This is a genomic window from Bacillus sp. JKS001846, assembly GCF_900176455.1.
GTDB lineage: Bacteria > Bacillota > Bacilli > Bacillales > Bacillaceae_G > Bacillus_A > Bacillus_A cereus.
In genome coordinates this window covers 2,715,074-2,739,120 of the sequence record NZ_FWYG01000001.1, presented here as the reverse complement: position 1 = coordinate 2,739,120, position 24,047 = coordinate 2,715,074, and the positions used below count along the sequence as shown (strand labels likewise).

Below are 24,047 nucleotides of genomic sequence, written 5' to 3'. Positions count from 1 at the left end.
CTGTATGTTAAAAGCGAATGAAAATGATTTCTCCTATCGCTTCGGTGATAACGGGCCGAAATATTTAATACAAGGCCCGAATATTGATCTAGGTCTTGTTGTCATTCAGCCTGGGCAAGAGTTTCAAAACCATTACCATACGACGTGTGAAGAAGTTTTTTATGCGTTAGAAGGTGAAATAGACTTCTATGTAAATAACGAAAGAGTTCCGATTAAACAAGGTGATGTCCTGCAAGTTCGCCCTCATGAATCTCACTATCTAATTAACCATTCTGACAAACCTTTTAAAGCTGTTTTTATAAAGTCACCACATTTACCAAATAAAGATACAGTACAAACGGAAAATCCAACATTAACGAAGGAGTGATTTGGAATGACTTGGGGATTTAAAAATCGATTAAATACAATTTTACCTGATGGTAGAGCGGTTATGTTAGCAATAGATCATGGTTATTTCTTAGGACCAATTCACGGGCTAGAACAACCACTTGAAACAGTAAAAAACTTACTTCCTTATACAGACTCCCTCTTTTTAACGCGCGGTGTACTTAGCTCCTGCATTCCTGAAAACTGCAGCACACCGATGGTTATGCGTGTATCTGGCGGCGCTACTGTCGTCGGTAAAGATTTAGCGAATGAAACAATTGTTACACCTGTGAAAGAAGCAGTGAAGCAAAACGCAATTGGCGTTGGCGTTTCTGTTTTTGTCGGATCAGACTATGAAACACAAACTGTTTCGAATCTCGCAAATGTAGTCTCTGAAGCTCACGATTACGGCCTACCTGTACTCGGCATTACCGCAGTCGCAAAAGAATTACAAAAACGTGAAGCTCGCTTTCTAGCACTTGCTTCCCGCGTATGTGTTGAAATGGGTGCTGATATTATTAAAACGTATTACTGCGAAGGATTCGAAAAAATAACGAGCACATGCCCTGCCCCAGTCGTCATCGCGGGCGGCCCAAAACTAGATTCAATTGAAGACGCATTAAACATTACGTACAATGCGCTACAAGAAGGCGCAATTGGAGTAGACATGGGCCGAAACATATGGCAATCCGAGCATCCAGCTGCGATGATTCAAGCAATACATGGCATTGTAAAAAATGGATTGAATGTGAAAGAGGCACTTGAACTTTATGATGATGTGAAGAATTAAAGTAAAAAAGACAGACTATTTATTAGTCTGTCTTTTTTACTTTACAGTGAAACTTTCTTAATCCGTCTTCTAATATGATACATATTTAAATTTATACACCTTCAAATGATTACTCTTGATGATTACTATTAAGCTTTGAAACTTTCTTATCTTCTCTATAATCAAGACAAGACACTTCAATTAATAAGCCATTAAATACTGTAAAATAAAAACCATAACTACAACCTCTCATCGAATAAGGTTCCTTGTCTATTTCAATGCCGCCGGCTACTAAACGATTATATGCTTGATCCACTTCACTTGATGTATCCACTAAAAAACCAATATGAAAAGCTTCCGGATACGTAACTTCCTTATTCCCTTTAAATGCTTTTGGATCACTTAGTACAAGTATAAAACCACTCTCATCACTCATGACTACAAGTGCTTTCCCTTTTTGCTCCAAAAATTGAAAATCAAAAAATGTTTCAAAGAAATGTCTCGCTTCCGATAAATCATCAACACATAAATTTAAATGATTCAGCTTCATGTACTCATCTCCTTTTAAACTGAGGGTATATGGATTCATTTTTTTCATAACACTTAAATATGTAAGGGAAAATATTCAAGCGTTCCGTCTAAGACTATGCTTTATAAGTCTAATATTTTTTTCTATAGCCTAGAACGTTTTTTAAATGAATGAAAGATTTCCTATCATTCCCATCCCCCCAGTAATAAAAAAGAGGATACATGTTTGCTTCTACAACATGTATCCTCTGCTTGTATATTACAACTGTTGATAAGCTGATTTCGATGATTTCACATAATAAACCGCATGATCCACATTAATAATATGATCTGGTTTTGGTTTACCACGGCCCGCTCTATGTCCAGCTAAGTGTTCTTCACTTGTTTCCCAGTTTTTCCATGCTTCTTCCGATTCCCAGCGAATCATTACGACAACTTCTTCGTCGCCGCGTCTTACTTTTTTCACGAGAACACTTAAATCGATGAAGCCTTCAAATTTTTCAATAATACCTTCTCCAGTGAAACGTTCTACAACTATATTTGATGTACCTTCTTTTACTGTAAATGTTTTCGTTTCGATAAACATATATTCCACTCCCTCTTTGTTATACGAATACTAGTATTCTTCTATTATAATTGATTATGATAATTATTTTCAATTGTAAAGTTTTAATTTTTTGAATTATGCTGATTTCTTTTCTATCGCCTCATCTAAAAATTTGAAATATGGAAGTAACATCCCTATTAAAGATGTAACACATATAATTGCACCGATAATTACATATAGCGCTCTTACTCCCCACATTTCACTCAATATTCCCCCTACTAACACACCTAATGGCATAGCGGATCGTATGAAAAATAAACGCACTGAAAATACTTGTCCTATCATATTATTTGGGACGATTTGTTGGCATATTGTTGTGTTATGAACATTGAAAAATGCAATACAAATCCCTGCTATTACTTCAATTAGTATTGCAATGATAATACTATGATTGAACCCTAGCGAAATGTATGTGAGTCCCCCTATAAACAATCCCCCAAGCATAAGTATACGCCGGCTTTTATATGTTACTTTTCCGACTAATACTGAGCCAATTACGTAGCCAAGTGGAAAACCTGCCATAAAATAGCCGTACTCTGCATATCCCGCTAACAGCTCGTCTTTTATATAAGGAAGATTTGTGACCATCGTTACCCCTACTCCAAACTGCACGAAAGTAAGAAATATACCGAGCCAAACGATGATTGGCTTTGTAAAAAAATATGTAAAACCTTGAAGAAATTGTTCTAGCCACGTTTTTCGTATATCTGTTGTAGTTCTCTTTTCTTTTATATAAAGTAAGAAAGCACCACTAACAAATAGACAAATATATACGAAAGATAATGTAAGTTCTGTTCCAATGAAATGAATGACTACTCCGCCTAATACTGGCGCAAGAAACATCATGAGACGAGTCATTCCATCAATATACGCATTTGCGTCTTGAAGTTGTCCTTGACTTACAATGCTCGGTGTAATTGCTTGACTTGCAGGTGTATAAAGAGGTGTAATAAGTCCCACTACAATTTGAACAACATAAATGTGCCAAACTTCTATACTACCTGTAACTAGCATCACCAAAGGTAATAAGAATACGGACGCCCGTATCCATTGTGAAAAAATCATAATCCACTTCCGGCTCCATTTATCAATAAATGGGCCACTTATTAATTGCAGTATGAGTGATGGGATGAAATATAATAGCCACATACTACTTAAAGCCATTTCCGATCCTGTTAACTCATATACTAGAATTGAATTACATAACGTTCCGAAAGCCCCTCCTAATTCAGAGATTGCACTACCAATCCACATAAAAAAGAACGAACGATTTTTCAATATATTTTTCAATTTCACACACCAACTTTTCTTTTATATTCCTCCCTTTATGTACATTCTCGTTGTTAATTATCTATTCAAAAACATATCTAATTCTTTCGCTAAAGACTGTACTGCTTTCTTTCTTAATACATATTTTCCGTCATGTATATCAACTAACTTCGCTGCACGTAACAATTTCAAATGATGGTGTACAGTCGATTTACCAAGCTGTAATCTTTCCGTTATTTCCTGTAATGTACGTTCTTTTTCAAATAACATTTTTACAATTCGCAATCTCGCCTCATCCCCAAGAGCCTTATGTTTTTGAACTAAAAAATAATTCGGTCCATACGGATCTTCAGGATGAATGCTTTCATTCGCAACTGGATAATGAAATACTTTCGTATCATCAATATCCGCTTCAATATTCCACGGTCTGTACGTCATTTGCGGAATAAGAAGTACGTGATGAACACTTGGCTCTGGCATATAGTTCACTCCGCCAGTCGCCCACTCGACAAACTCTTCCGGCTTCATCTTTTTATTCATTTCATTTTTCGCTTCATAATCTCGTTTTAATATAGAAAGTATTTGTTCTTCCTCTCTTTTAATAACACTCTCATACCAACCTGTCATAACAGCGATTAAATGCGATTTCAGCACTTGTACATCTACATTACATATAAAGCTAATATAAGTAGAAAAAAACTGATGATTATCTGTTAGTTCCTTTAGTTCGTGTATTGCACATACAACTCCCGTTGCAGCTAAACGTCTTTTCTCTTCATACTTCTCTCCTAAAAACGGTAAACATATAAATTTCAAATCTTCTTCTGAAAATGAATCAATTTTAAAATTAAACTGCGATAAATCTTGAAAATCCTCTTCATACAATAACTGGAGTAATGCTTTCCACGTATTATGTTCTTCTACAAACTGTAAGTGTTCTCTCATTTCTTCTGTTAATGCTTCCTTAATTTCTTCCCATTCATTTTGACTCTTTTCAAGAGTATCAATTAACCTTTTATGAGTAATCGCAGCAATGCCAAGTGCACATTCGAAAAGTATCGAATATTTCACCTGAACGTTGTATGTTTCCCTTTTTCTGCTCGTTATGTGATAGACCTCCATTTTTATCCCCTCCTTGTTTGCTATATAATATATTCTATTTTTATCGAATTTTACCTTCTATATTTTTAGAACCGTTTTGCAACTTTAAAAAAACTTTAATCAATGAGCAAACAAAAAAAGGTTTATACTCTTTTCATTCTGACTCAATGAAAGCCTTGATTATTAAATATCATATTAAAAATGAGATTTTTTAATGGCTCAATTATACGTTGTATTTCACTCTCTTGTTCAACTATAGAGAAGGTTTATTAAAGAGAAGAGAGAAATTATTTCATTAAGAAAAATGAGCAGGAGGCTATAAGAATGAGAAGAAAAGAAATGTTGCAAAATGGAGTCCAACAAGTTTTTTACGAGGAAGAATGGTACCCACCGATATCTGAAGCGTTAAAAAATCTTACTGCTGAACAAGCATGTTGGAAACCAGAAGGTGCTGCCAGTAATACGATTTGGGAAAATGTGAACCATTTATTAATTTTTAAAGAGCGCTTACTTTCCCGCTTACATGAAGATAATACATTTGTTGCTCCACAAAATAATGATGAAACCTTTATCCAAGGTGAGCCTAATGATGATGACGCTTGGCAACAAACAGTAAAGCGAACGCTTCAAGTACATGATGCCTTACAATCTTCATTAACCGCCCTTCAAGAAGCAGAACTAGATCAACTAAGTCCTTCTCTACCAGTTTGGCAACAATATATGAATATCCTTTTGCATGATGCTTATCATACAGGACAAATTATACAGCTTCGGAAACTTCAAGGTTCATGGCCAACTCACCGTTCTTATTTATAAAGTGAAATTTTAATCAGCTCTTACCAATCGGGATTTTGCGGGCAGCCCATCCCCACTTCACTTCTTTGCTTTCCCTGAATTTTGAGGTAAAAGTCTTACTGCCCGTTAATCCGGGATAAACGATGTTTAAAATCGCATACGTTTAATATCCAACAAAACAATTGAAAACAACTAATTGTTCGATAATTACTGCGATTGCTCAAAATAAAGCAAATTAAAATACATTGATTCCTAACATAACTTACATGCTTCATAACTTCTAATCATAATCCAAATTTGGAAGAATAGATGCTTTTTTATATACAAATAATAAGCCTCAAGGAGTTGTTGACATGCATTTCATATTGAATATGTTAGGGATTTTCGTTGTCATATTAATCGTTTTCTTATGTTCGCCTAATAAAAAACATATAAAATGGAGACCAATTGTAATTCTCATCCTATTGGAGCTTTTTATTACATGGTTTATGTTAGGCACAAAGCTCGGCAGTATTATCATTAATAAAATTGCGTCATTTTTCAGTTGGCTACTAGCATGTGCGAATGAAGGTATTCGATTTGCATTTCCTTCAGCTATGGAAAGTCAGCACATTGATTTCTTCTTTAGTGCGTTACTTCCTATCATTTTTGTTATTACTTTTTTCGATATTCTATCTTATTTCGGAATCTTAACTTGGATTATTGATAAAGTAGGTGCAGTTATTTCAAAGATTTCTCGTTTACCAAAGTTAGAAAGTTTCTTTTCGATTCAAATGATGTTTTTAGGAAACACCGAAGCACTTGCGGTTGTTCGTGATCAATTATCTGTGTTAAAAGAAAATCGATTATTAACTTTTGGAATTATGAGTATGAGTAGCGTTAGCGGATCCATTCTTGGCGCTTATTTATCAATGGTGCCAGCAACATATATTTTCAGTGCCATTCCATTAAATTGTATTAACGCATTAATTTTAGCCAATGTATTAAATCCTGTGGAAGTTTCGAAAGAAGAAGACGTTGTTTACACACCTTCAAAACATGAAAAAAAGGATTTCTTTTCTACTATTTCAAACAGTATGTTAGTTGGGATGAATATGGTTATCGTTATTTTAGCTATGGTAATTGGTTATGTAGCTTTAACAGCATGTTTAAATGGGATTTTAGGATTTTTTGTAACGGGGTTAACAATTCAAAAAATCTTCTCCATTATCTTTAGTCCTTTTGCATTTTTACTCGGTTTATCAGGCAGTGATGCTATGTATGTAGCTGAATTAATGGGGATCAAAATAACGACGAATGAATTTGTTGCAATGATGGATTTAAAATCAAACTTAAAGTCGTTACAACCGCATACGGTTGCGGTTGCAACGACATTTCTAGCTTCTTTTGCTAACTTTAGTACAGTAGGTATGATTTACGGAACTTACAATTCATTATTTGGCGGAGAAAAATCATCAGTCATCGGTAAAAATGTTTGGAAGCTTCTTGTTAGCGGGATGGCTGTTTCTTTATTAAGTGCTATGCTCGTTGGGCTATTTGTATGGTAAATAATTTTTATAATAAAAGACACCCAAGCCAATTGAGTGTCTTTTATTATTATTTTCGAATTTGCCCATTTCCACGAATCACATATTTTGTAGAAGTTAATGCTGGAAGCCCCATTGGTCCTCTTACGTGTAACTTTTGTGTACTGATACCAATTTCCGCTCCGAATCCAAATTCGGATCCATCTGTAAAACGAGTCGATGCATTATGATAAAGTGCCGCGGCATCTACAGAAGTAAAAAACTTGCTGACGTTTTCCTCGTTTTCAGTAATAATCGCTTCAGAATGCATAGATCCATACGTATTTATATGATGAATCGCTTCTTCAACAGTGGAAACCACTTTCACTGCTAGTGTGAGAGATAAAAACTCAGTTTCCCAGTCTTCTTCTGTCGCAAGTAAGATAGAAGGATCAATCGCCACTGCTTTATTATCACCACGTAGCTCCACTCCTCTTTCCTTCAAGGAAGAAAACAACTCGCTACCATATTGCTCTGCCCAATTCTCATGAAGTACAATCGTCTCAATTGCATTACATACAGATGGACGCTGCGTTTTTGCGTTTATAATAATATTAAACGCCATTTGTTTATCTGCTGTTTCATCAATGAATATATGACAATTTCCCGCACCTGTTTCAAGTACTGGAACAGACGCTTCTCTCACTACTGTATCAATTAATTGTTTACCGCCTCTTGGTATAAGAACATCCAAGTACTCGTTCAATGTAAACAACTGTTTTGCACTATCTCTCGTTGTATCTTCTATGAGCTGTACACTTTCTGAAGGCAAGCTAGTTTGCTTAAGCGCCCGGTGAATAACGCTAACGATAGCTTTGTTAGAATGTATAGCAGAAGAACTACCACGTAGTATTACTGCGTTTCCTGTTTTTAAACAAATTGTAGCAGCATCAACAGTTACATTCGGTCTTGCCTCATAAATCATTCCGACAACACCAAGTGGTACGCGCATCTCCTGAATAGATAGTCCATTTGGTCGTTCCCATGCACTTACACATTCTCCAATAGGATCACGTAATTCAATTAACTGCTTAATACCCTCTGTCATATCAACAATTCGTTGTTCATTCAGCAAAAGGCGATCAAGGAGTGAATGAGAAAATCCTTTCTCCTTACCTTCTTCAATATCCCGTTTGTTTTCTTCTAAAATATAAGCTGTTTCTACTATCAGCTGATTAGCAATTGCAGCAAGTGCTTCATTTTTTTGATCTGTAGTTTTAAGCACAAGTTCTCTAGCAACCTCTTTTGCTTTTATCCCCTTTGCTAACACTTCATTCATTTTTATTTCCTCCTTTTTAAAGTGAAACCCAATGATCCCTATGGATGACTTCATAACTATGTCTCTCGCCTCTTACTTGAATATCTTGGCTTTGCATACCTTTTACATCTCTTAGTTCCTCTGCACTATATGTGCATTGTCCTTTTCCTATTACGCGCCCTTGTTGCGTTACAACCTCTACAACTTCACCCACTTGGAAAAATCCTGATACATTCGTAACACCAGCTGGAAGTAAACTCTTCCCATGCTGAATGATGGCAGTAGCTGCCCCAGCATCTACTTCAATTTGTCCGCTAACAAGCGAATGCAAGGCAATCCATTGCTTGTTCATCTTCATTTCTTTTTGAGGAGCATTACCAACATACGTTCCATCACCCTTACCCTTCAAAACATCTACAAACTTTTCCTGTCCACGTCCTGTTCCGATAAATACACTCACACCAAGAGAGAGTGCTGTCTTTGCAGCATCGATTTTTGATTTCATACCGCCAGTCCCAAGTTTTGAGCCTGCATCTCCTGCAAGAGAAGAAATTTCTTCCGTAACTTCAGGAAGAAAATAATATTTTTTTGCATCCGCATTTTTCTGAGGATTTTTGTCATATAACCCGTTCACATCCGTAAAGATCATAAGCATATCCGCCGAAACAAGCCCGCTTACTAAAGCTGACAGCATATCATTATCACCGAACGTTAGCTCCTCTAAAGAGATGGAATCATTTTCATTAATAATTGGAAGAGCGGAACGGTTTAATAATTCTCCTAACGTAGCGTAAGCATTACTATATTGTTCTTTTCTAGAAAAATCACTTCTCGTCAGCAAAAGTTGCGCAGTAACGATGCCATATTTACGGAATTCCTCCGTGTACGCCTGCATTAACAAACTTTGTCCGACAGCTGCTGCAGCCTGTTTCCCTTTAATCGTTACAGGTCTGCTAGGATATCCTAGCGCTGAAAAACCTGCAGCGACGGCTCCAGATGTAATTAACACAACCTCGTGCCCATCTTCTTTCAACCGAGCCAATGCGGCAACGTGATCTGAAAGCTGTTCTGTAGAGATGCCTCCATGACTATCTGCCAAGGAACTACTCCCAATCTTTACAACAATTCGTTGTTTTTTCACTTTTTTATCCCCCAAGTCTAAAATCAAAGTTTTTTTATAAATTACACTTCATTCACTTTGTAACTATATCTATTCTCATCAATGCTGCACTGAAGTATTTAAGAGCAAAATAAAAATGACCGCTTCGCCCTTAATAAAATAAAAAGGACGAAACGGTCATTGTTCCGCGGTACCACCTTAATTGATATACATAGATATCCACTTGGTGCCTATAACGCAGGCGAACGCCTAAACTTTCATTTAAGACTCAGGGATAGGTTCGATATATTCTATACGAGGAATCTTTCAGCCGGTGAATTCCACTCTCTTTCGCAAGAAGACATATGTACTAATTCCCTTCAACGATTTTCAATCTAATTTTTTTATATTATGCGATATAGTTCGATTCGGTGTCAAGAGGTATTTTTAAAAATAAATAGAGCCACAAGTTATTTGTATGAAATTATCGCCCTACTGAATGAAAATACAAAATGATATAAGTTTAACTCATATTCATAAACATAAAACCTTACATTATAGTGTATATATTTACATAATGTCGAATATAATTAATTTTTGTCTTTTAGTGTTGCAAAAAGGAATATATTCTCTTAGAATGTTTCTTTATATTGCACAGGGATGTTATTCTTATTCTAAGAAAATAATATCAAACCGATATAATTGATTATAAAAGGAGCAAGATTGAGTTATTATGGATAAACAAATTGGATTCATCGGTTGCGGAAATATGGGAATGGCTATGATTGGCGGAATGATAAACAAAAATATAGTATCTTCAAATCAAATTATTTGTTCAGATTTAAACACTGCTAATTTAAAAAATGCTAGTGAAAAATATGGGCTAACTACAACTACCGACAACAATAAAGTAGCTAAAAATGCTGATATTTTAATTTTATCAATCAAACCAGACCTATATTCATCAATAATTAATGAAATAAAAGAAGTAATCAAAAACGATGCTATCATCGTTACGATCGCTGCTGGAAAAAGTATTGAAAGTACTGAAAATGCCTTTAATAAAAAAGTAAAGGTTGTAAGAGTAATGCCTAATACTCCTGCTCTTGTTGGAGAAGGAATGTCTGCATTATGCCCTAATGAAATGGTGACAGAAAAAGATTTAGAAGATGTACTAAACATTTTCAATAGTTTTGGTCAAACAGAGATCGTAAGTGAAAAATTAATGGATGTTGTCACATCCGTAAGTGGTTCTTCACCAGCTTATGTATATATGATTATAGAAGCGATGGCAGATGCTGCTGTACTAGATGGTATGCCAAGAAATCAAGCATATAAATTCGCTGCTCAAGCTGTGTTAGGCTCTGCAAAAATGGTACTAGAAACAGGAATACATCCAGGTGAATTGAAAGATATGGTTTGTTCTCCTGGCGGAACGACAATAGAAGCTGTAGCAACATTAGAGGAAAAAGGATTACGAACAGCGATTATTTCAGCTATGCAGCGTTGTACGCAAAAGTCTGTTGAACTATCTGGTCAAACTAAAAAATAAAACTATAAAAGAGATTACGTTAGCTATGAATTCACATAATTTTAATTAAAAATTCACTACATGATAAACGGCCAAACTCATATAAAATTGAGCTTGGCCGTTCTACTTTTTAATTATATTAAAATAATTTGATTCGACTCTTCTTTAAAGGTTCTGTTTTATCCCTTACCTATTCCCTACTATGATTGTGTAATTTTATTAGAAACTAATAATTTTTCAATGCATTTCGGTAACATATCTAATAGTGTTTCAAATGCGTAGTTTACATCTAGACGTTCTGTCCATTGATGTGCATCTTTTCCTACCGGTCCCATATTTAATACTGGAACATCAAACTCTTCTAATTCCTGAAGCGGAATTGAATAGCCTTTATCCCATAATGGCATATTGTCTACAAGCGAACTCATTGAATCCAGTGGATACTGCAAGCCTACATAGCTTAAATCTGAAATCCCCCCAAAATAATTTTGGTTTTCAAATGTAATTTTATGATTGTAATGTGCATACTTTTCCATTTCTACAACTACCTCTTTTATTAAAGGATTGTTGCGTGAACTCACAGCTGGATAGTACGGCGGAGCGAAGAAAAGTACAATCATCGGTGCCTTTTCTTTACATAAAATCGCTAATTTATCTACTAAATCAATCGTTACCGCACGATCATCTTTATCTCCTCTATTTTTTATAATATTAGATTGAATATGATCTATTTTTTCTCGTCCATGTTGCTCAATTGCATATGTGATAAGCTCTTCATAAGTTAATACATTTACTTTGAGATTAGGTGGTATAAATGGATTATATTTAGAAAAACGATATGCATGTTTTTCATACGACTCTTCTATTTTCTCTGCTACTTTCGTTACTTTTTGACGTAACAATGAAACTACATCTGTCATTGATTTTTCTAATAAAAACAAATTAAATAATGTGACTGCACGATGCGGAATTTGTACAGAATAATCCTCTTTTAAGTCCCTTTGAAGTAAGTTAGTTGGTGGAGGACTCGCTTCCCCTTCTACAATATCACAAAGGTCTGTGTTTAACTCTAGTTCTGCTGTTATTAATGAAGCCATATAACTCCCATTTAACCCTGCAAAAGGTTCACCTACATGTGTCTCTTTTCCGTAGCAAAGAAAACCAGGTAACACTTTACCAATAGAGCCAGTGTAAATATACTTATTTTGGTCACCAGGATGTCTTGAAAACATAGGCTCTGAGTTTAAGACCGTTTTATAATCTAAATTATGCTCTCTTGCTAAATCTAATAGTCTCGGAACAGCGGCCCTCATCCCTACAGAATTCACTTCTTCATCTGGTACAGCCAATAAAAGAACATTCCCATCGAATCTTCCTTCACATGCTTGTTCAATCATTGCCATTTGTAATGCGAGGCCGCATTTCATGTCCATTGTTCCTCTACCAAACAGCCAATCTCCATGTTCTATATCTTCACGTACATGGTCTGGAAGTTCATCTTTATGAGAATAAAACATAGATGTTAACTTTTTAGGATTAAATGCATCTTCTTTCCACACTCCGTAATCTTGTACATCTACAACATCAAAGTGACTTACTAGAATTACAGTATTTTTTGTACTATCACTTTTCTTTACTAGTGCTGTAACAAAATATCGTCCGTCCCCCGTCGGATTTTTTTGCACATGGTGCGGGTTTTCTTTGAAGTACTGTAAATCAGATAATTGCTCCACAACAAAGTCTGGCAATATCACTTCAGCCTCTGTACCTGTAATACTAGGAATTTCAACAAGACTGCTTAATAATTGAATCAATTGTTCTTTTGATTGCCACCTTGACATATAAATCCCCCTATTTTTCCGCATTATGAAAACGAATTCCAGTATATGAATAAAAAATGACGACAGCTATCAAAATTATAGTTCTGATGTACTGCCGATTTTTATTGATATTTCATGAGCTGCTTGTTTTACCTTGCTAATAAGAAAAGATAGTCGATCATCATTAATACGATGACTAATTAACCCAACACTTAATGCTCCTACTACTTTATGATTAAATCCGATAATAGGTGCAGCTACTGAAGCTGTCCCTTCTGTTTTTTCACCATAACTGACAGCATATCCTTCATTTTTTATTTGCTTTATTTGATTAAGAAGAATTTGCTTTTGTTCTGGTAATGAAGAAAGTAAATGTTCTACAATATGTTCCATTTCATTCGTTTTCATATTGGCAAGCATCGTTTTATTTGCGGCACCAATTGAAAGTGGAATTTGTTCCCCTAGATTATCGATAACTCGAATTTTTAAAGGACTATCAATTCTTTCAATGATAATAGAATGTGTTCCGTTTGGAATATTTAAATAGACACTTTCTTCGACTTCAAAGGCCAACCGCTTCATCACTTCTCTTGCAACTGATCTGTAGTCTACCTTCTCCAATTGACGTAACCCTATTTCCATCCACATTGGTCCAATTTTGTACTGTTTTGTCTCTGGTATTTGTGTAACTAACCCATGCTCCATTAGAGAGTTAAGTAATCTATGTACTGTACTAACTGGGAGATGTGTTCCATCAGCTATATCAGAAATAGCCCAATACTCTTTTTCATTTGTAGAATTCAATAATTTAATAATACTTATCGCTCGATCAATGGACTGTACCATAACTCGCCTCAACTTTACTCGTAGTATGTTAGTACGTTTAATTAACTATCAATTTAGCAAACATTCGAAATGAAATCAATATATTTATTCAATTTTCTAACAATAAAAATATATCACTAACAACGAATTGAAAACGCAAACAAAAAAATATTGACTTTTCTTTTTAATTATCTGAAAATTATAACAAGATTTCACATCACGGAATACATTCCATAATACGGAAAAACATCAAACTTTATTCTATCAACTACGAAAGTGAGGAAAACAATGGCGCAAGTAAACAATACAAACAATGAATTAAAACGTACGATGAAAAGTAGACACTTATTCATGATTGCACTCGGTGGTGTGATTGGAACGGGGTTATTTAACGGATCTGGCTTTATAATAAGTCAAGCTGGACCTGGTGGATCCGTACTTGCCTTTATGGCCGGTGGATTATTAATGTATTTCGTTATGCTATGTCTTGGTGAACTCGCTGTAGCCATGCCTGTTTCGGGTTCTTTCCAGGAATATGCCACTAAATTCATCAATCCTGCAACTGGCTTTACAATCGGATGGTTGTATTGGTTAAGCTGGGCGAATACGACCGGTCTTGAATTTACAACTGCCGGTATTACAATGCAGCGCTGGTTTCCTGATATTCCTGTTTGGGCTTGGTGTTTAATATTTGGCGTTACAATCTTTACTATTAACGCATTATCTGCTCGTAGTTATGCAGAAACAGAATTTTGGTTTTCAAGTATAAAAGTATCTGCCATTATAGCTTTTATAATTCTTGGTGGCGCCGCTATGTTCGGCTTTATTGATTTAAAAGGCGACGAACCAGCTCCACTCCTTTCAAATTTCGTAAATCATGGTGGTTTATTTCCGAATGGACTTGCAGCTATTCTATTAACAATGGTTACAGTCAATTATTCCTTCCAAGGTACAGAGCTTGTCGGAATCGCAGCAGGTGAAAGTGAAGATCCAGCAAAAACTTTACCTCGTTCTATTAGAAATATTATATGGCGCACAATGTTTTTCTTCGTTTTAGCAATCTTTGTTCTTGTTGCTTTAATTCCTTGGGAAGAAGCAGGACTCACAAAGAGCCCATTCGTTGCTGTTTTTGATAATATCGGTATTCCATATGCAGCTGATATTATGAACTTTGTTATTCTTACTGCTGTTCTTTCTGTTGCAAACTCAGGACTATACGCTGCTACTCGAATGCTTTGGTCTTTATCAAAAAACGAAATGGCTCCAGCATTTTTAAAGAAATTATCATCACGTGGGATTCCTCTCAACGCTTTAATCATGACAATAGCTATTTCTGCTTTTTCTCTTTTAACAAGCGTCGTAGCTGCTGAAACGGTTTACTTATGGTTAATTTCCATTTCTGGAGTCATAACAATTATTGTTTGGATGTCAATTTGTGTTTCTCAATTCTTTTTCCGCAAACACTATTTAGCTGAAGGTGGGAAATTAGACGACTTGAAGTTCAGAACTCCACTCTATCCCCTTGTACCAATTCTTGGTTTTGGATTGTATGGCATTATATTAGTAAGTCTTATCTTTATCCCAGATCAAAGACTAGGCATTTATTGTACTGTACCATTTATCATCTTTTGCTATACTTACTATCACTTTAAAGTTAAGAAAAGAATTGCAACTAACACTCAAAGTGAAACTAAAATTAGCGAAACTTCGTAATATTGTACGATACAAAAAAGACAACACGTGGCGTTTCACTTCATGTGTTGTCTTTTTTTATTATTTAAATATGAGTTCACCTGAATTTAATGGATTTTTCTCTTCTCCTACAAAAGTAGTAAAATTTTCATTTGAACTTGCTACCTCAGTTGGATTTATCGTATTTCAATTTCGATATAATAATAAATAGGTATATCAGATATAGCTGTACATTATTAGAACTACATTTATTACTCAACTGGTAGTTATCAAGAAAGAAAGGAATGATCATAATGATACAGAACATATACGAAACTCATTTACATGTAAGAAATTTAGAAAAAGCGATAAATTTCTATCAAAACAAGCTAGGATTAACCTTAGCAAGAAAACTCTCCAAAAGAAGAGTGGCTTTCTTTTGGGTCGGAGAAAATAAAAAACAAATGCTTGGACTATGGGAAGTAAATAATATCGAAGACTTTGAGCTGAGACATTTTGCTTTTGGTGTAAATTTAGAGTTTTTAATGACTTCTAAAGCGTGGTTAGAGGAGCGTGGAATAGAAGTGATAGGAAGTCAAGGAAAAGGAAATCAAGAGCCAATTGTCCAAAGGTGGATGCCCGCTGCAAGTGTATACTTTCTAGATTGTGATAGAAATAAATTAGAATTCATTTCTATGTTACATGACAATCCAGATGAATTAGAATATGCATCCTATTTAAGTGTATGGAATGCGGAACACCAAGAAAAATGAATGAAATTTCCGTTCAAGTCTTTTCTAATTTTTTAGATATACTGTTGTACGATCCCCCTTTTGCTATTAATTTTCGTCGGATTTATGAACAGTTATCGTAATGGAAAATTCATGATAACTCCACTTGTTAACATAATGCATTTATTGTTATCTTGTATTTGTACTTACGTACTAGCAATTCCTAATCTGCTTCCATTACAATTTGAACATTTAATTTTTCTTCTTATCTGGCATCTAATCTTTAAACAAAAACTCCCCTTAAATCGAAAATGATTAAGGGGAATTTTATATACGATGCAATTATAGTTCAGATTTCACCCGAACAGAAACATTATTTTTAATTATATTTTTGACATCTTTAAAGCTAACAAAATTGTTACTTTTCTCATCCCAAAGACGGAAACGGAGTGAACGCAAGCTTGTAGCAAGCGTAATTGTTGGTACATTTTTTAAAGGAAGGGTATTGTTGTGTGCCTCTTCTAGTTTATAGTTAGGTACTCTTGGACTTAAATGGTGAACATGATGAAATCCAATATTACCCGTTAGAAATTGCAAAATTTTTGGAAGTTTATAAAAAGAACTTCCTTCCACTGCCGCTTTCACATATTCCCATTCTTTATCTTCTTCAAAATAAGAATCCTCGAATGTGTGCTGTACGTAAAACAGCCAAATCCCTATTGAACCTGCTATTAAAAATATAGAACCATGTACTAAAAGAAACGATTGCCATCCAATTGCCCAGCAAAGCATTCCTACAATAGCAACGATTAAAATATTCGTTAAATAAGTGTTCATACGTTCTTTTTTTCTAGCACCTTTTCGGTTAAATCTATTTTTAAGCAAGAAAACATAAATCGGGCCTAACCCAAACATAACGAATGGATTGCGATATAAACGATATGCTAAACGGAGTCTAAATGGTGCTGCTACATATTCATCTACTGTAAGCGTCCAAATATCCCCTGTACCCCTCTTATCCAAATTACCACTCGTAGCGTGGTGAATAGAATGCTCATGCCCCCACTGATCAAATGGGAATAATGTTAAAACACCCATACACGTTCCAACTATTCTATTTGCACGTCGACTTTTAAAGAATGAATAATGGGTACAATCATGAAAAATAATGAAAATCCTTGTCATAAATCCAGCGGCTAACAGTGCTGGAACTAATGTTAACCAATAAGAAACTGACAAACTTTTATAAGCAAGGTACCATAAAATAATAAATGGCACGATTGTGTTGATCAGTTGCCAAACACTTTTTTTAATCGTTGATTTTTCAAAAGGAGCAACTTGTTTTTTTAAATTTTTAGTATTTTCTAAGGTCATTGTTCTAATTCCTTTCCTTTTTGTTGCTAATTCATATTATAGCACACTATTAGTAGCAGGTGTTAAAAGTAGCTATAATAAATATTTTATACTATGAAAATCTCTTTTTTCTTACTCATTACTTACAAATTTCTTACGTCCAAAATAGCTTCTATAATTGGACAGACGGAGCATTTTATGTATCAAAGAAACTTCATATTTTTCCAATAAGTACATAAAAAACAGCGAGTTTTTTCACAAGAAGAAAAAAGCTGCAATCAGTCAGTTTCACCGACTTATCGCAGCTTCTCTTCTTTTTACCTTATTTTATCGATGAAGCCAAACTGCACCTGCAGACTTGTCTTCAGCTTGGCCTACCACTTCAAACTTCAGTCCTAGCTTCGGTAACTTACGTCCTGCATCAGGAATAACGCTGTTGATGTATTGCTTAGAATCATCAAATTTTGCCACTCCTGGTAATCCTTTATAATCAAAGATACCGCGTGTTGGTGAATTTACTTTCCATGCTGGTGTTTGATCAAATGAGAATGCCGCATCGGCAATTTGATAACGCGTACTGCTCTTCACAGTAGGTTGTCCGTTTAATGTCCCTACAATTGCCTCTGGATGAGAATCTACTACTCCTAAGAACCCTTCACCTGGATGAACGCCTACCCAGTTATCTGTAAAGCTTTGATCCGCATACCATACAACCATTCCTGTATTAAATACTGGGCCACGTGCATATTGTAACGCAGTGTCAGAACCAGCGTAATTTCTCCACTCTACATAGTAATTATGTTTTTTCTGTTCAAATCCGTTAGACACAGTAAAGCCTTTTAACGTCATTGCAGGCTGACCTTCTGCATCATCAGAGAAAACAACTTTTCCATCTACAGTTAAGGCTGCATTATCTAACGCAAATCCTTTATAAGCTACTGCAATATCTGTTAAGTACTCAAATTGCAGTTTTACTTTTTTTCCTTTGAATTGGCTTAAATCGTATGATTTATCAACCCACTTACCATCAGTTGTATCCGCGCCGCCTTTTATATCTTTTTCGCCCATTCTATCAATGCGTGTCTTCGTTCCATCTTCTGCAATCGCATATACGTCAAGGAAATCATACTTCGCTTCAAGTTCGTAAAATGCCTTATAATCGAACTTAGCATCCTTTGCATTTGTTAAGTCAAATACTGGTGTCTCAAGTGTTGTATGAATGTCATTTCCTTTTGTACTGTAATAGAACTTCTTACCAAACGCTGATTCGATATTTTTTATATCTTTGTCCGGCAAGTTAACACGAACAATTCCAGGTCGTTTAGATTTTGTAGTACTTTGATCTACATATGTTGCAACACCGATTCCTTTGCTAAGTTTGTCATAATCTACTTCAAGAATATTCGCCCAGTTCCCCTTCATATTCTTTTGGAAAAACTCTTTATTTTGTGGCGAGAAACTCGTTGGCTCTGTTCCTGCAATTTTTCCAGCCCAGCTACCACCACTCATAATAGACCATGACTCAACAGGTTCACCTTGTCCTGAGTACTTTGTATCATATTCATCTGGTAAGCCTAAATCATGGCCATACTCATGTGCAAACACACCAACTGCTCCGTCTTCAGGCTCGATTGTATAATCATATGCAGCCATCTTTCCGCCCCAGTTCGAAACAGAAGATTTCGTGCCATCAATTGCATATGGTTTTGAACCTAATTTTGAACGATGTGACCAAATCGCATCATCTTTCAATTTACCGCCGCCAGCTTCTTGACCAACACCAGCATGTACAACCATTAAATGATCAATAATGCCGTCTGGCTCGTTTTTATTTCCATTACCATTTTGATCGTACTGATCATATTGATCAAAGTCTGCTAAATTTATCCCTTTTGCTACCGCTGCTTTTAATGCTTCTTTCACAAGATCTTTTGGTCCTAAAGGTCCCTTGTTATCATGACCAGTACCCGCATCAGCACCATAATCTGATGCTTTTCCTGGAACAGTAAGCCATTCTGTTACAGTCCCATCAACTGTATAGCTACCACCAGATTGTTCTTCATAATATTGCTTAAATGTGTTAATCTTCGATCCATCAAATAAAGTAAATGGTTCATCACCAAATAACATTTTTTGATAATGTTCACGATTAAAGTCCTTAGAATACATGTATCCTGGCTCTTGATCAATATTGTTATGTTTAAAATCGCTAAATTCTACAAGTAAAACAAGTACTTTATCTTTTCGAACAGCTCCATTGTATTCTTCTTGCTTCGCTGATGTAGTAGGTACTTTTCCATTTAATTTCCCAGGGTTCAATGCTGCACCTTGTCCAGCTACTGGGCCTACTTCAGGCTGCTGCGCCTGTTCATTTTCCCTCATTTTTGCATCTTTTACTTTTTTCATAAAGTCAGAGGCTTCTTGCGTAAGACTATCTCCTGTTAAGATTTCTTTCCCAGGGTTTTCCCCTTTCTTTTTCTCAACATATTTTTCGACAGCCTTTGAAGTCTCAGCTTGTGATGCAGATTGATCAATTACCCCCCGTTGTTTTAGCGCTTCAGCCAAACGCTCCTCCGGTATTAAGTGCTCATCTATTGGTAGAGATGATGTTGGTGTCTCAGCATACGCTGCGTGACCTCCAAAAGCAAACGTACTACTTAGTACTGCTGCTGTTGTTAATACCGCTAATGGTTTTAATTTCTTTTTCTTTTTCAATGTATTTCCTCCCCAGTGTCTGCAAATTATCGTTTTTTGCCGATAACAACATAATATTCGTTATAATACGAATATTCAATCTTTTTCAACAAATAAAATGTTGAAAAAGATTTTTTTATGCAGGGTGAAATACATAAGATATAAAAACAAACAGACTCTCCTATAAATAACAGTGAACTTTTATATGTTCTTAGTTACAATCAAAACCCAGTAAATCTGGGATTCATGCTTTTTTAATAAAAATAAGAATTAAATATTTTCTATACTATTTAATCTATGGATTACCATATTACTCACTATTCTCATTATTACAAGCTAATAGTGGTTCGTACATCATTATAGCGTGATTCTCTGTTACATATTGATCTTCTATTAACTGTTTCTGTTGATTATATACTTTACGTTGAATCACATTATGTCGTATATAACCGCCCCAGTATGCAGGTTGAATTGAGTGTTCTTTCTCATACACTTCATATTGATAAAGTTGCGGATAGACTGTTCTCCATTCACCAACTAAATGTTCATCTGTCATATAAAGGTGAAGTTGATACGGTTGGTCCGTTTCATTTTTAATTTGTAAATCCAAATAGTTATAGGAACAAGTCGCCCCACTCCCAAACGGTTGAGTGCGCCTAGAGTCAGGAAAGACATCAAAGCTATGACGATATCGTTCTGTTACTGTCAGTGGTGTATGTAAAGTCATCCAATATATTAAATTCGAAAGCTGACAAAGACCTCCTCCAATACCTGTTTGAAAAGATCCGTAATGTAATACCATACCTTCTACATACCCTTTTTTCCTCGTTGGCTTACCTATTAAACGCCAGTAAGAAAATGTTTCTCCCGGTCTAATGACGATACCATTTAGTTTTTTAACAGCAATTTTCAAATTAACAACCTTATTCTGTTGATACCACATATCTACATCTTTGAGCTTACGAAGTAATATCGTTCGGTGCTGAATTGCTGTACAAGGTAGCTTTTCTTGTTGAAACCTTTTTGCATATGTTTTTCCGTCTGCTAACCACTGAATGTACCTCTTTGTAGAGTAATACCACTTCCCTAGCATAATGCGATACTTAGACCGCTGTTTAGGACGTAAGTGCACTATATTCATTTTATTCCCTCTCTCTTTCTTCAACTAAATTCTAATATATTTCTAATTCAATAAATTACAGTTTTCTTAGCTGCATAATAATTTCCGCAAAAAAATAATAAATTTACTCTAGTGGAGATTTTATTTTGATGATTGCTTTATAATTATATAAAACTGAGCTTCAATACAATAAATTGAAATAAACATATTATAAATATAACGGATAACCTTAAATAAAAAATAATGAACATTAAAGAAATTCTAAATTATTAATATATTTTTCGTAAATATTAATTGATAACACATTAGACTTTACTATATGTATAACTTCTTATTCTACAAAACGAAATTTTTTAATGTAAGAAAAAAATATAATTTCCCTTTAACATTTATACAAGTCTCATATGGAAAACTTTACAAAACAATTCGAACACTTATATTTAGAATAAACACAAAAAATTGCCACCAGTTAGCTTAACTGGTTGGCAATTTTTTAACGAGAATGCTTTACAAATAGTTGAATTGCTTCTTCTGGTACATAGCACTTTCCATTACTCTCTACAATAATACTTCTTAATTCATACCCTTTACCATTGATACGAATTATATTTTTGTTACCAAATAATTGTGCTTCTACTTTATTATGTTTTACTACGAGTAACGGGTTTGCTCCTTCGGTTTTGTTGGCTGTTACAGTTGCACCGATTTTCTTAAAGGCTTGTTCACTCTCTAAAAATATTTTATTCGTTACTTCTTCTAAGTTAAAGCCCATCGCTTTCGCCATCGTCTTCGCAATGTCTGTATTTTGGATTAAGCCTTCTGGTTTTTGAGGTCCATAAGAATGTAAGAATACATCCTCACCTGTATGTCCTCCTGTCGTAAAGCCGATATTTGCACGATTAGCCAATAATGTAGTAAGAATTCGTCCTACATCCATTTTCTTTTTTGCCACTTTTAATTTTTCTTTTTCATCATGAGTTAGATTATCCAAACCGTATAGTTTAGCTACATCTTCTACATTTGATAAATCAGATTTCAGTTTATTTATAGTTCCTTCAAGTGTCATTTTCGCCTTTTTCAATGGATCAATGTATGCAGAAACCGGTGTAGTATTGTATCCTTTTGTCGTATTCCTATTCCCTATAGAGATGCCGCTGTTACCATGATCAGTTAAAGCGATGAGCATCGTATCCCCATCTTTCTTCGCAAATTGTAACGCCTTTGCTACCGCTTCATCAAATGCCAATACATCACTAATCATCCCAATTGGATCATTAGCATGAGCTGCCCAATCAGGCTTACTACCTTCTATGAATAAAAAGAAGCCATCTTTATCTTTTGATAATGTTTGAATTGCTTTTTCTGTCATTTGAGAAAGTGTTGGTTGTTCTGGATTTGTTGCTATACGATCCATATCAAACGCAAGAGCATGATGTGAGAAAGAGCCCCAAATTTTATTAGATTTGGAGTTCAATAACGCATCTTTCGTTTCAACAAAGTCGTATCCTTTGTTTTGAATCACCTTTACTAAATCTTCACCATCTTTTCGGATCCCATTACTTTTTATAGGTAGCAGTGCCGCTTTTCCCCCACCTAATACAACATCTATATTTTGATACACTTGTTGCTTCGCAATTACGTCAAAATGTTTGCGATTGACATGGTGAGCGGAGAATCCGGCCGGAGTAGCATGCTGAATTTCAGATGTAGCAACAATGCCAGTTGCACGACCAGTACATTTTGCGCCTTCTAATACGTTTGCGACCGGCCGTAACTTTTCTTCTTCTTTTATTGGCTGTAAGCTAGGCGAACTTACAATAGAAGGTAATATACCTACATATCCTGAATTCGATTTATTTCCAGTTGCTAAAGCTGTTGCTGCTGGCGCTGAGTCTGTAATAGCTGATTCCGCCGAAAACGTACGAACACCTCCTGTTACAATTTGATCTAACGTAAGCGGTGCCCCTTTATACCAGCGAGCCAATGTTGTCGCCGTTGAACTCGTTCCGTCCATAACCATCATAATTATATTTTTAGGCTGGTGTTCTACTTTTTTCACCTTAGCTTTGGCCGCATGATAATTCATCATACTTTCCGTACTTAATACGCTTACTATTATAGCTCCCACTAATAGTAACTTTTTCATCTTCACACCATAATTCAACATGATTGTTCCTCCATAAACTTTGCATTCATTTCAATACACCTTATTTCCTTTTCCATACCAAAACCTACATATGTTTTATTAGTTCCCAATTCTCATAAAGCTAACAATAGTTACTTTCTCTTTCTTTAATTAAATATCGATATGTATCATTTATCTTATAAAAAAGATTTAACATCCTTTTCATTAATTACTTGTTTAACAATAAATCCTCGATTAAAAGAAATAAAAATTTATTGTTAAACAATAAATTCCATGTTAAATTAATAAGATATTAAATAAATGAGGTGCTTTTTATGAAACAAGGATCCACACTCTTTTTAAAGACCGTTGTAATTCTGATCGGAATCCCGGTTCTTGCTATGTGCATTTTTTTAGTGCCTAAAATAGGAAATTTCGCCGCAGAATTATATCCAGATATTGCATATATTAAATATCTTGTATTTATCAATTTATACGCAACAGCAATACCTTATTACTTCGCACTGTACCAAACATTTAAGCTTTTAAACTATATTGATAAAAATAACGCATTCTCAGAGTTATCTGTTCAAGCATTAAAAAATATTAAGTACAGCGCATTGGCAATTAGTGTATTATATATATTAGGTATGCCACTTTTCTATCTCGTGGCAGAGAGAGATGACGCCCCCGGCATTATTATTATCGGAATGATTATGATTTTTGCTTCAATGGTAATCGCGGTCTTTGCTGCCGTTCTCCAAAGACTATTAAAAGATGCTATAGATATAAAATCAGAAAATGATTTAACGGTCTGAGG

Annotated in this window: 20 protein-coding genes and 1 other annotated feature; of the genes, 8 read left to right on the top strand and 12 right to left on the bottom strand. The window is 35.1% G+C overall.

The window, feature by feature from the left end:
* Window positions 1-4 precede the first annotated feature (4 nt).
* Both B9A45_RS14740 and lsrF read left to right on the top strand, forming a co-directional pair.
* Window positions 5-367, top strand: a complete 363-nt coding sequence (locus B9A45_RS14740) for a cupin domain-containing protein (RefSeq protein WP_000909986.1) — start codon at window positions 5-7, stop codon at window positions 365-367.
* A gap of 6 nt (window positions 368-373) precedes the next feature.
* Window positions 374-1,156, top strand: coding sequence for a 3-hydroxy-5-phosphonooxypentane-2,4-dione thiolase (gene lsrF, locus B9A45_RS14735; RefSeq protein WP_000219772.1), 783 nt, complete (start codon window positions 374-376; stop codon window positions 1,154-1,156).
* 109 nt (window positions 1,157-1,265) lie between these two features.
* Here the strand turns inward: lsrF and B9A45_RS14730 are convergent, their stop codons facing one another.
* The 4 genes from B9A45_RS14730 to B9A45_RS14715 all read right to left on the bottom strand — a co-directional run bounded on the left by B9A45_RS14730 (window position 1,266) and on the right by B9A45_RS14715 (window position 4,661).
* A complete protein-coding gene (locus tag B9A45_RS14730; RefSeq protein ID WP_053514284.1) occupies window positions 1,266-1,685 on the bottom strand; it encodes a VOC family protein in 420 nt (139 codons plus the stop codon).
* A gap of 237 nt (window positions 1,686-1,922) precedes the next feature.
* Window positions 1,923-2,249 carry a heme-degrading monooxygenase HmoA gene (hmoA, locus tag B9A45_RS14725; RefSeq protein ID WP_000469497.1) on the bottom strand — a complete coding sequence of 109 codons (327 nt, stop codon included), beginning with the start codon at window positions 2,247-2,249 and terminating at the stop codon, window positions 1,923-1,925.
* A 96-nt stretch (window positions 2,250-2,345) separates the two neighbouring features.
* Window positions 2,346-3,566, bottom strand: a complete 1,221-nt coding sequence (locus B9A45_RS14720) for an MFS transporter (protein WP_084064195.1) — start codon at window positions 3,564-3,566, stop codon at window positions 2,346-2,348.
* A 51-nt stretch (window positions 3,567-3,617) separates the two neighbouring features.
* The gene (locus B9A45_RS14715) at window positions 3,618-4,661 is read right to left on the bottom strand and encodes an ArsR/SmtB family transcription factor (protein ID WP_000454543.1); all 1,044 of its coding nucleotides are present in this window, start codon (window positions 4,659-4,661) and stop codon (window positions 3,618-3,620) included.
* 303 nt (window positions 4,662-4,964) lie between these two features.
* On the opposite strand from B9A45_RS14715, the gene B9A45_RS14710 reads away from it, so the two are divergent.
* Both B9A45_RS14710 and B9A45_RS14705 read left to right on the top strand, forming a co-directional pair.
* Window positions 4,965-5,456 (top strand): DinB family protein, encoded by a 492-nt coding sequence (locus B9A45_RS14710; protein ID WP_053514283.1) that lies wholly within the window; start codon window positions 4,965-4,967, stop codon window positions 5,454-5,456.
* A 332-nt stretch (window positions 5,457-5,788) separates the two neighbouring features.
* The gene (locus B9A45_RS14705) at window positions 5,789-6,982 is read left to right on the top strand and encodes a NupC/NupG family nucleoside CNT transporter (protein ID WP_000545484.1); all 1,194 of its coding nucleotides are present in this window, start codon (window positions 5,789-5,791) and stop codon (window positions 6,980-6,982) included.
* A gap of 49 nt (window positions 6,983-7,031) precedes the next feature.
* On the opposite strand, the gene B9A45_RS14700 is transcribed toward B9A45_RS14705, so the two are convergent.
* Together B9A45_RS14700 and proB are read right to left on the bottom strand one after the other, a co-directional pair.
* Window positions 7,032-8,279: a glutamate-5-semialdehyde dehydrogenase gene (locus B9A45_RS14700; protein WP_001006620.1), complete on the bottom strand. Its 1,248-nt coding sequence runs from the start codon at window positions 8,277-8,279 to the stop codon at window positions 7,032-7,034.
* A 16-nt stretch (window positions 8,280-8,295) separates the two neighbouring features.
* Window positions 8,296-9,399, bottom strand: a complete 1,104-nt coding sequence (gene proB / locus B9A45_RS14695) for a glutamate 5-kinase (protein ID WP_000744736.1) — start codon at window positions 9,397-9,399, stop codon at window positions 8,296-8,298.
* Window positions 9,400-9,539: 140 nt separating this feature from the next.
* Window positions 9,540-9,750, bottom strand: a binding site (T-box leader).
* Between the two features lie 340 nt (window positions 9,751-10,090).
* Here proB and proC point away from each other — a divergent pair.
* Window positions 10,091-10,909, top strand: coding sequence for a pyrroline-5-carboxylate reductase (gene proC, locus B9A45_RS14685; RefSeq protein ID WP_000360729.1), 819 nt, complete (start codon window positions 10,091-10,093; stop codon window positions 10,907-10,909).
* 179 nt (window positions 10,910-11,088) lie between these two features.
* Here the strand turns inward: proC and B9A45_RS14680 are convergent, their stop codons facing one another.
* Window positions 11,089-12,753 carry a M20/M25/M40 family metallo-hydrolase gene (locus B9A45_RS14680; RefSeq protein ID WP_113623474.1) on the bottom strand — a complete coding sequence of 555 codons (1,665 nt, stop codon included), beginning with the start codon at window positions 12,751-12,753 and terminating at the stop codon, window positions 11,089-11,091.
* A gap of 51 nt (window positions 12,754-12,804) precedes the next feature.
* On the bottom strand, window positions 12,805-13,554 hold the full coding sequence (locus B9A45_RS14675; RefSeq protein WP_000250746.1) for an IclR family transcriptional regulator: 750 nt from the start codon (window positions 13,552-13,554) through the stop codon (window positions 12,805-12,807).
* A gap of 267 nt (window positions 13,555-13,821) precedes the next feature.
* Between B9A45_RS14675 and B9A45_RS14665 the strand changes: the two genes are divergently transcribed.
* Both B9A45_RS14665 and B9A45_RS14655 read left to right on the top strand, forming a co-directional pair.
* The gene (locus tag B9A45_RS14665) at window positions 13,822-15,246 is read left to right on the top strand and encodes an amino acid permease (protein ID WP_000079962.1); all 1,425 of its coding nucleotides are present in this window, start codon (window positions 13,822-13,824) and stop codon (window positions 15,244-15,246) included.
* 272 nt (window positions 15,247-15,518) lie between these two features.
* Window positions 15,519-15,977, top strand: a complete 459-nt coding sequence (locus B9A45_RS14655; protein WP_000615639.1) for a VOC family protein — start codon at window positions 15,519-15,521, stop codon at window positions 15,975-15,977.
* 300 nt (window positions 15,978-16,277) lie between these two features.
* Here the strand turns inward: B9A45_RS14655 and B9A45_RS14650 are convergent, their stop codons facing one another.
* The 4 genes from B9A45_RS14650 to B9A45_RS14635 all read right to left on the bottom strand — a co-directional run bounded on the left by B9A45_RS14650 (window position 16,278) and on the right by B9A45_RS14635 (window position 23,269).
* The gene (locus B9A45_RS14650) at window positions 16,278-17,309 is read right to left on the bottom strand and encodes a Delta(5) desaturase DesA (RefSeq protein ID WP_000171499.1); all 1,032 of its coding nucleotides are present in this window, start codon (window positions 17,307-17,309) and stop codon (window positions 16,278-16,280) included.
* A 306-nt stretch (window positions 17,310-17,615) separates the two neighbouring features.
* Window positions 17,616-20,003, bottom strand: a complete 2,388-nt coding sequence (locus B9A45_RS14645) for an immune inhibitor A domain-containing protein (RefSeq protein WP_000727451.1) — start codon at window positions 20,001-20,003, stop codon at window positions 17,616-17,618.
* A 289-nt stretch (window positions 20,004-20,292) separates the two neighbouring features.
* The gene (locus B9A45_RS14640) at window positions 20,293-21,123 is read right to left on the bottom strand and encodes a VanW family protein (protein ID WP_001028242.1); all 831 of its coding nucleotides are present in this window, start codon (window positions 21,121-21,123) and stop codon (window positions 20,293-20,295) included.
* A gap of 472 nt (window positions 21,124-21,595) precedes the next feature.
* Entirely contained in the window at window positions 21,596-23,269 is a 1,674-nt protein-coding gene (locus tag B9A45_RS14635) for an alkaline phosphatase (protein WP_084064194.1), read from the bottom strand.
* A 293-nt stretch (window positions 23,270-23,562) separates the two neighbouring features.
* Between B9A45_RS14635 and B9A45_RS14630 the strand changes: the two genes are divergently transcribed.
* Entirely contained in the window at window positions 23,563-24,045 is a 483-nt protein-coding gene (locus tag B9A45_RS14630) for a DUF2975 domain-containing protein (RefSeq protein WP_058839988.1), read from the top strand.
* The last annotated feature ends 2 nt before the right edge of the window (window positions 24,046-24,047 follow it).

What these genes read in the sequence shown, in the direction of transcription:
- B9A45_RS14740 (WP_000909986.1), top strand. Translation starts at nt 5, where the DNA reads ATGTTAAAAGCGAATGAAAATGATTTCTCCTATCGCTTCGGTGATAAC.
- lsrF (WP_000219772.1), top strand. Translation starts at nt 374, where the DNA reads ATGACTTGGGGATTTAAAAATCGATTAAATACAATTTTACCTGATGGT.
- B9A45_RS14730 (WP_053514284.1), bottom strand. Translation starts at nt 1,685, where the DNA reads ATGAAGCTGAATCATTTAAATTTATGTGTTGATGATTTATCGGAAGCG.
- hmoA (WP_000469497.1), bottom strand. Translation starts at nt 2,249, where the DNA reads ATGTTTATCGAAACGAAAACATTTACAGTAAAAGAAGGTACATCAAAT.
- B9A45_RS14715 (WP_000454543.1), bottom strand. Translation starts at nt 4,661, where the DNA reads ATGGAGGTCTATCACATAACGAGCAGAAAAAGGGAAACATACAACGTT.
- B9A45_RS14710 (WP_053514283.1), top strand. Translation starts at nt 4,965, where the DNA reads ATGAGAAGAAAAGAAATGTTGCAAAATGGAGTCCAACAAGTTTTTTAC.
- B9A45_RS14705 (WP_000545484.1), top strand. Translation starts at nt 5,789, where the DNA reads ATGCATTTCATATTGAATATGTTAGGGATTTTCGTTGTCATATTAATC.
- B9A45_RS14700 (WP_001006620.1), bottom strand. Translation starts at nt 8,279, where the DNA reads ATGAATGAAGTGTTAGCAAAGGGGATAAAAGCAAAAGAGGTTGCTAGA.
- proC (WP_000360729.1), top strand. Translation starts at nt 10,091, where the DNA reads ATGGATAAACAAATTGGATTCATCGGTTGCGGAAATATGGGAATGGCT.
- B9A45_RS14680 (WP_113623474.1), bottom strand. Translation starts at nt 12,753, where the DNA reads ATGCGGAAAAATAGGGGGATTTATATGTCAAGGTGGCAATCAAAAGAA.
- B9A45_RS14675 (WP_000250746.1), bottom strand. Translation starts at nt 13,554, where the DNA reads ATGGTACAGTCCATTGATCGAGCGATAAGTATTATTAAATTATTGAAT.
- B9A45_RS14665 (WP_000079962.1), top strand. Translation starts at nt 13,822, where the DNA reads ATGGCGCAAGTAAACAATACAAACAATGAATTAAAACGTACGATGAAA.
- B9A45_RS14655 (WP_000615639.1), top strand. Translation starts at nt 15,519, where the DNA reads ATGATACAGAACATATACGAAACTCATTTACATGTAAGAAATTTAGAA.
- B9A45_RS14650 (WP_000171499.1), bottom strand. Translation starts at nt 17,309, where the DNA reads ATGACCTTAGAAAATACTAAAAATTTAAAAAAACAAGTTGCTCCTTTT.
- B9A45_RS14640 (WP_001028242.1), bottom strand. Translation starts at nt 21,123, where the DNA reads ATGAATATAGTGCACTTACGTCCTAAACAGCGGTCTAAGTATCGCATT.
- B9A45_RS14635 (WP_084064194.1), bottom strand. Translation starts at nt 23,269, where the DNA reads ATGTTGAATTATGGTGTGAAGATGAAAAAGTTACTATTAGTGGGAGCT.
- B9A45_RS14630 (WP_058839988.1), top strand. Translation starts at nt 23,563, where the DNA reads ATGAAACAAGGATCCACACTCTTTTTAAAGACCGTTGTAATTCTGATC.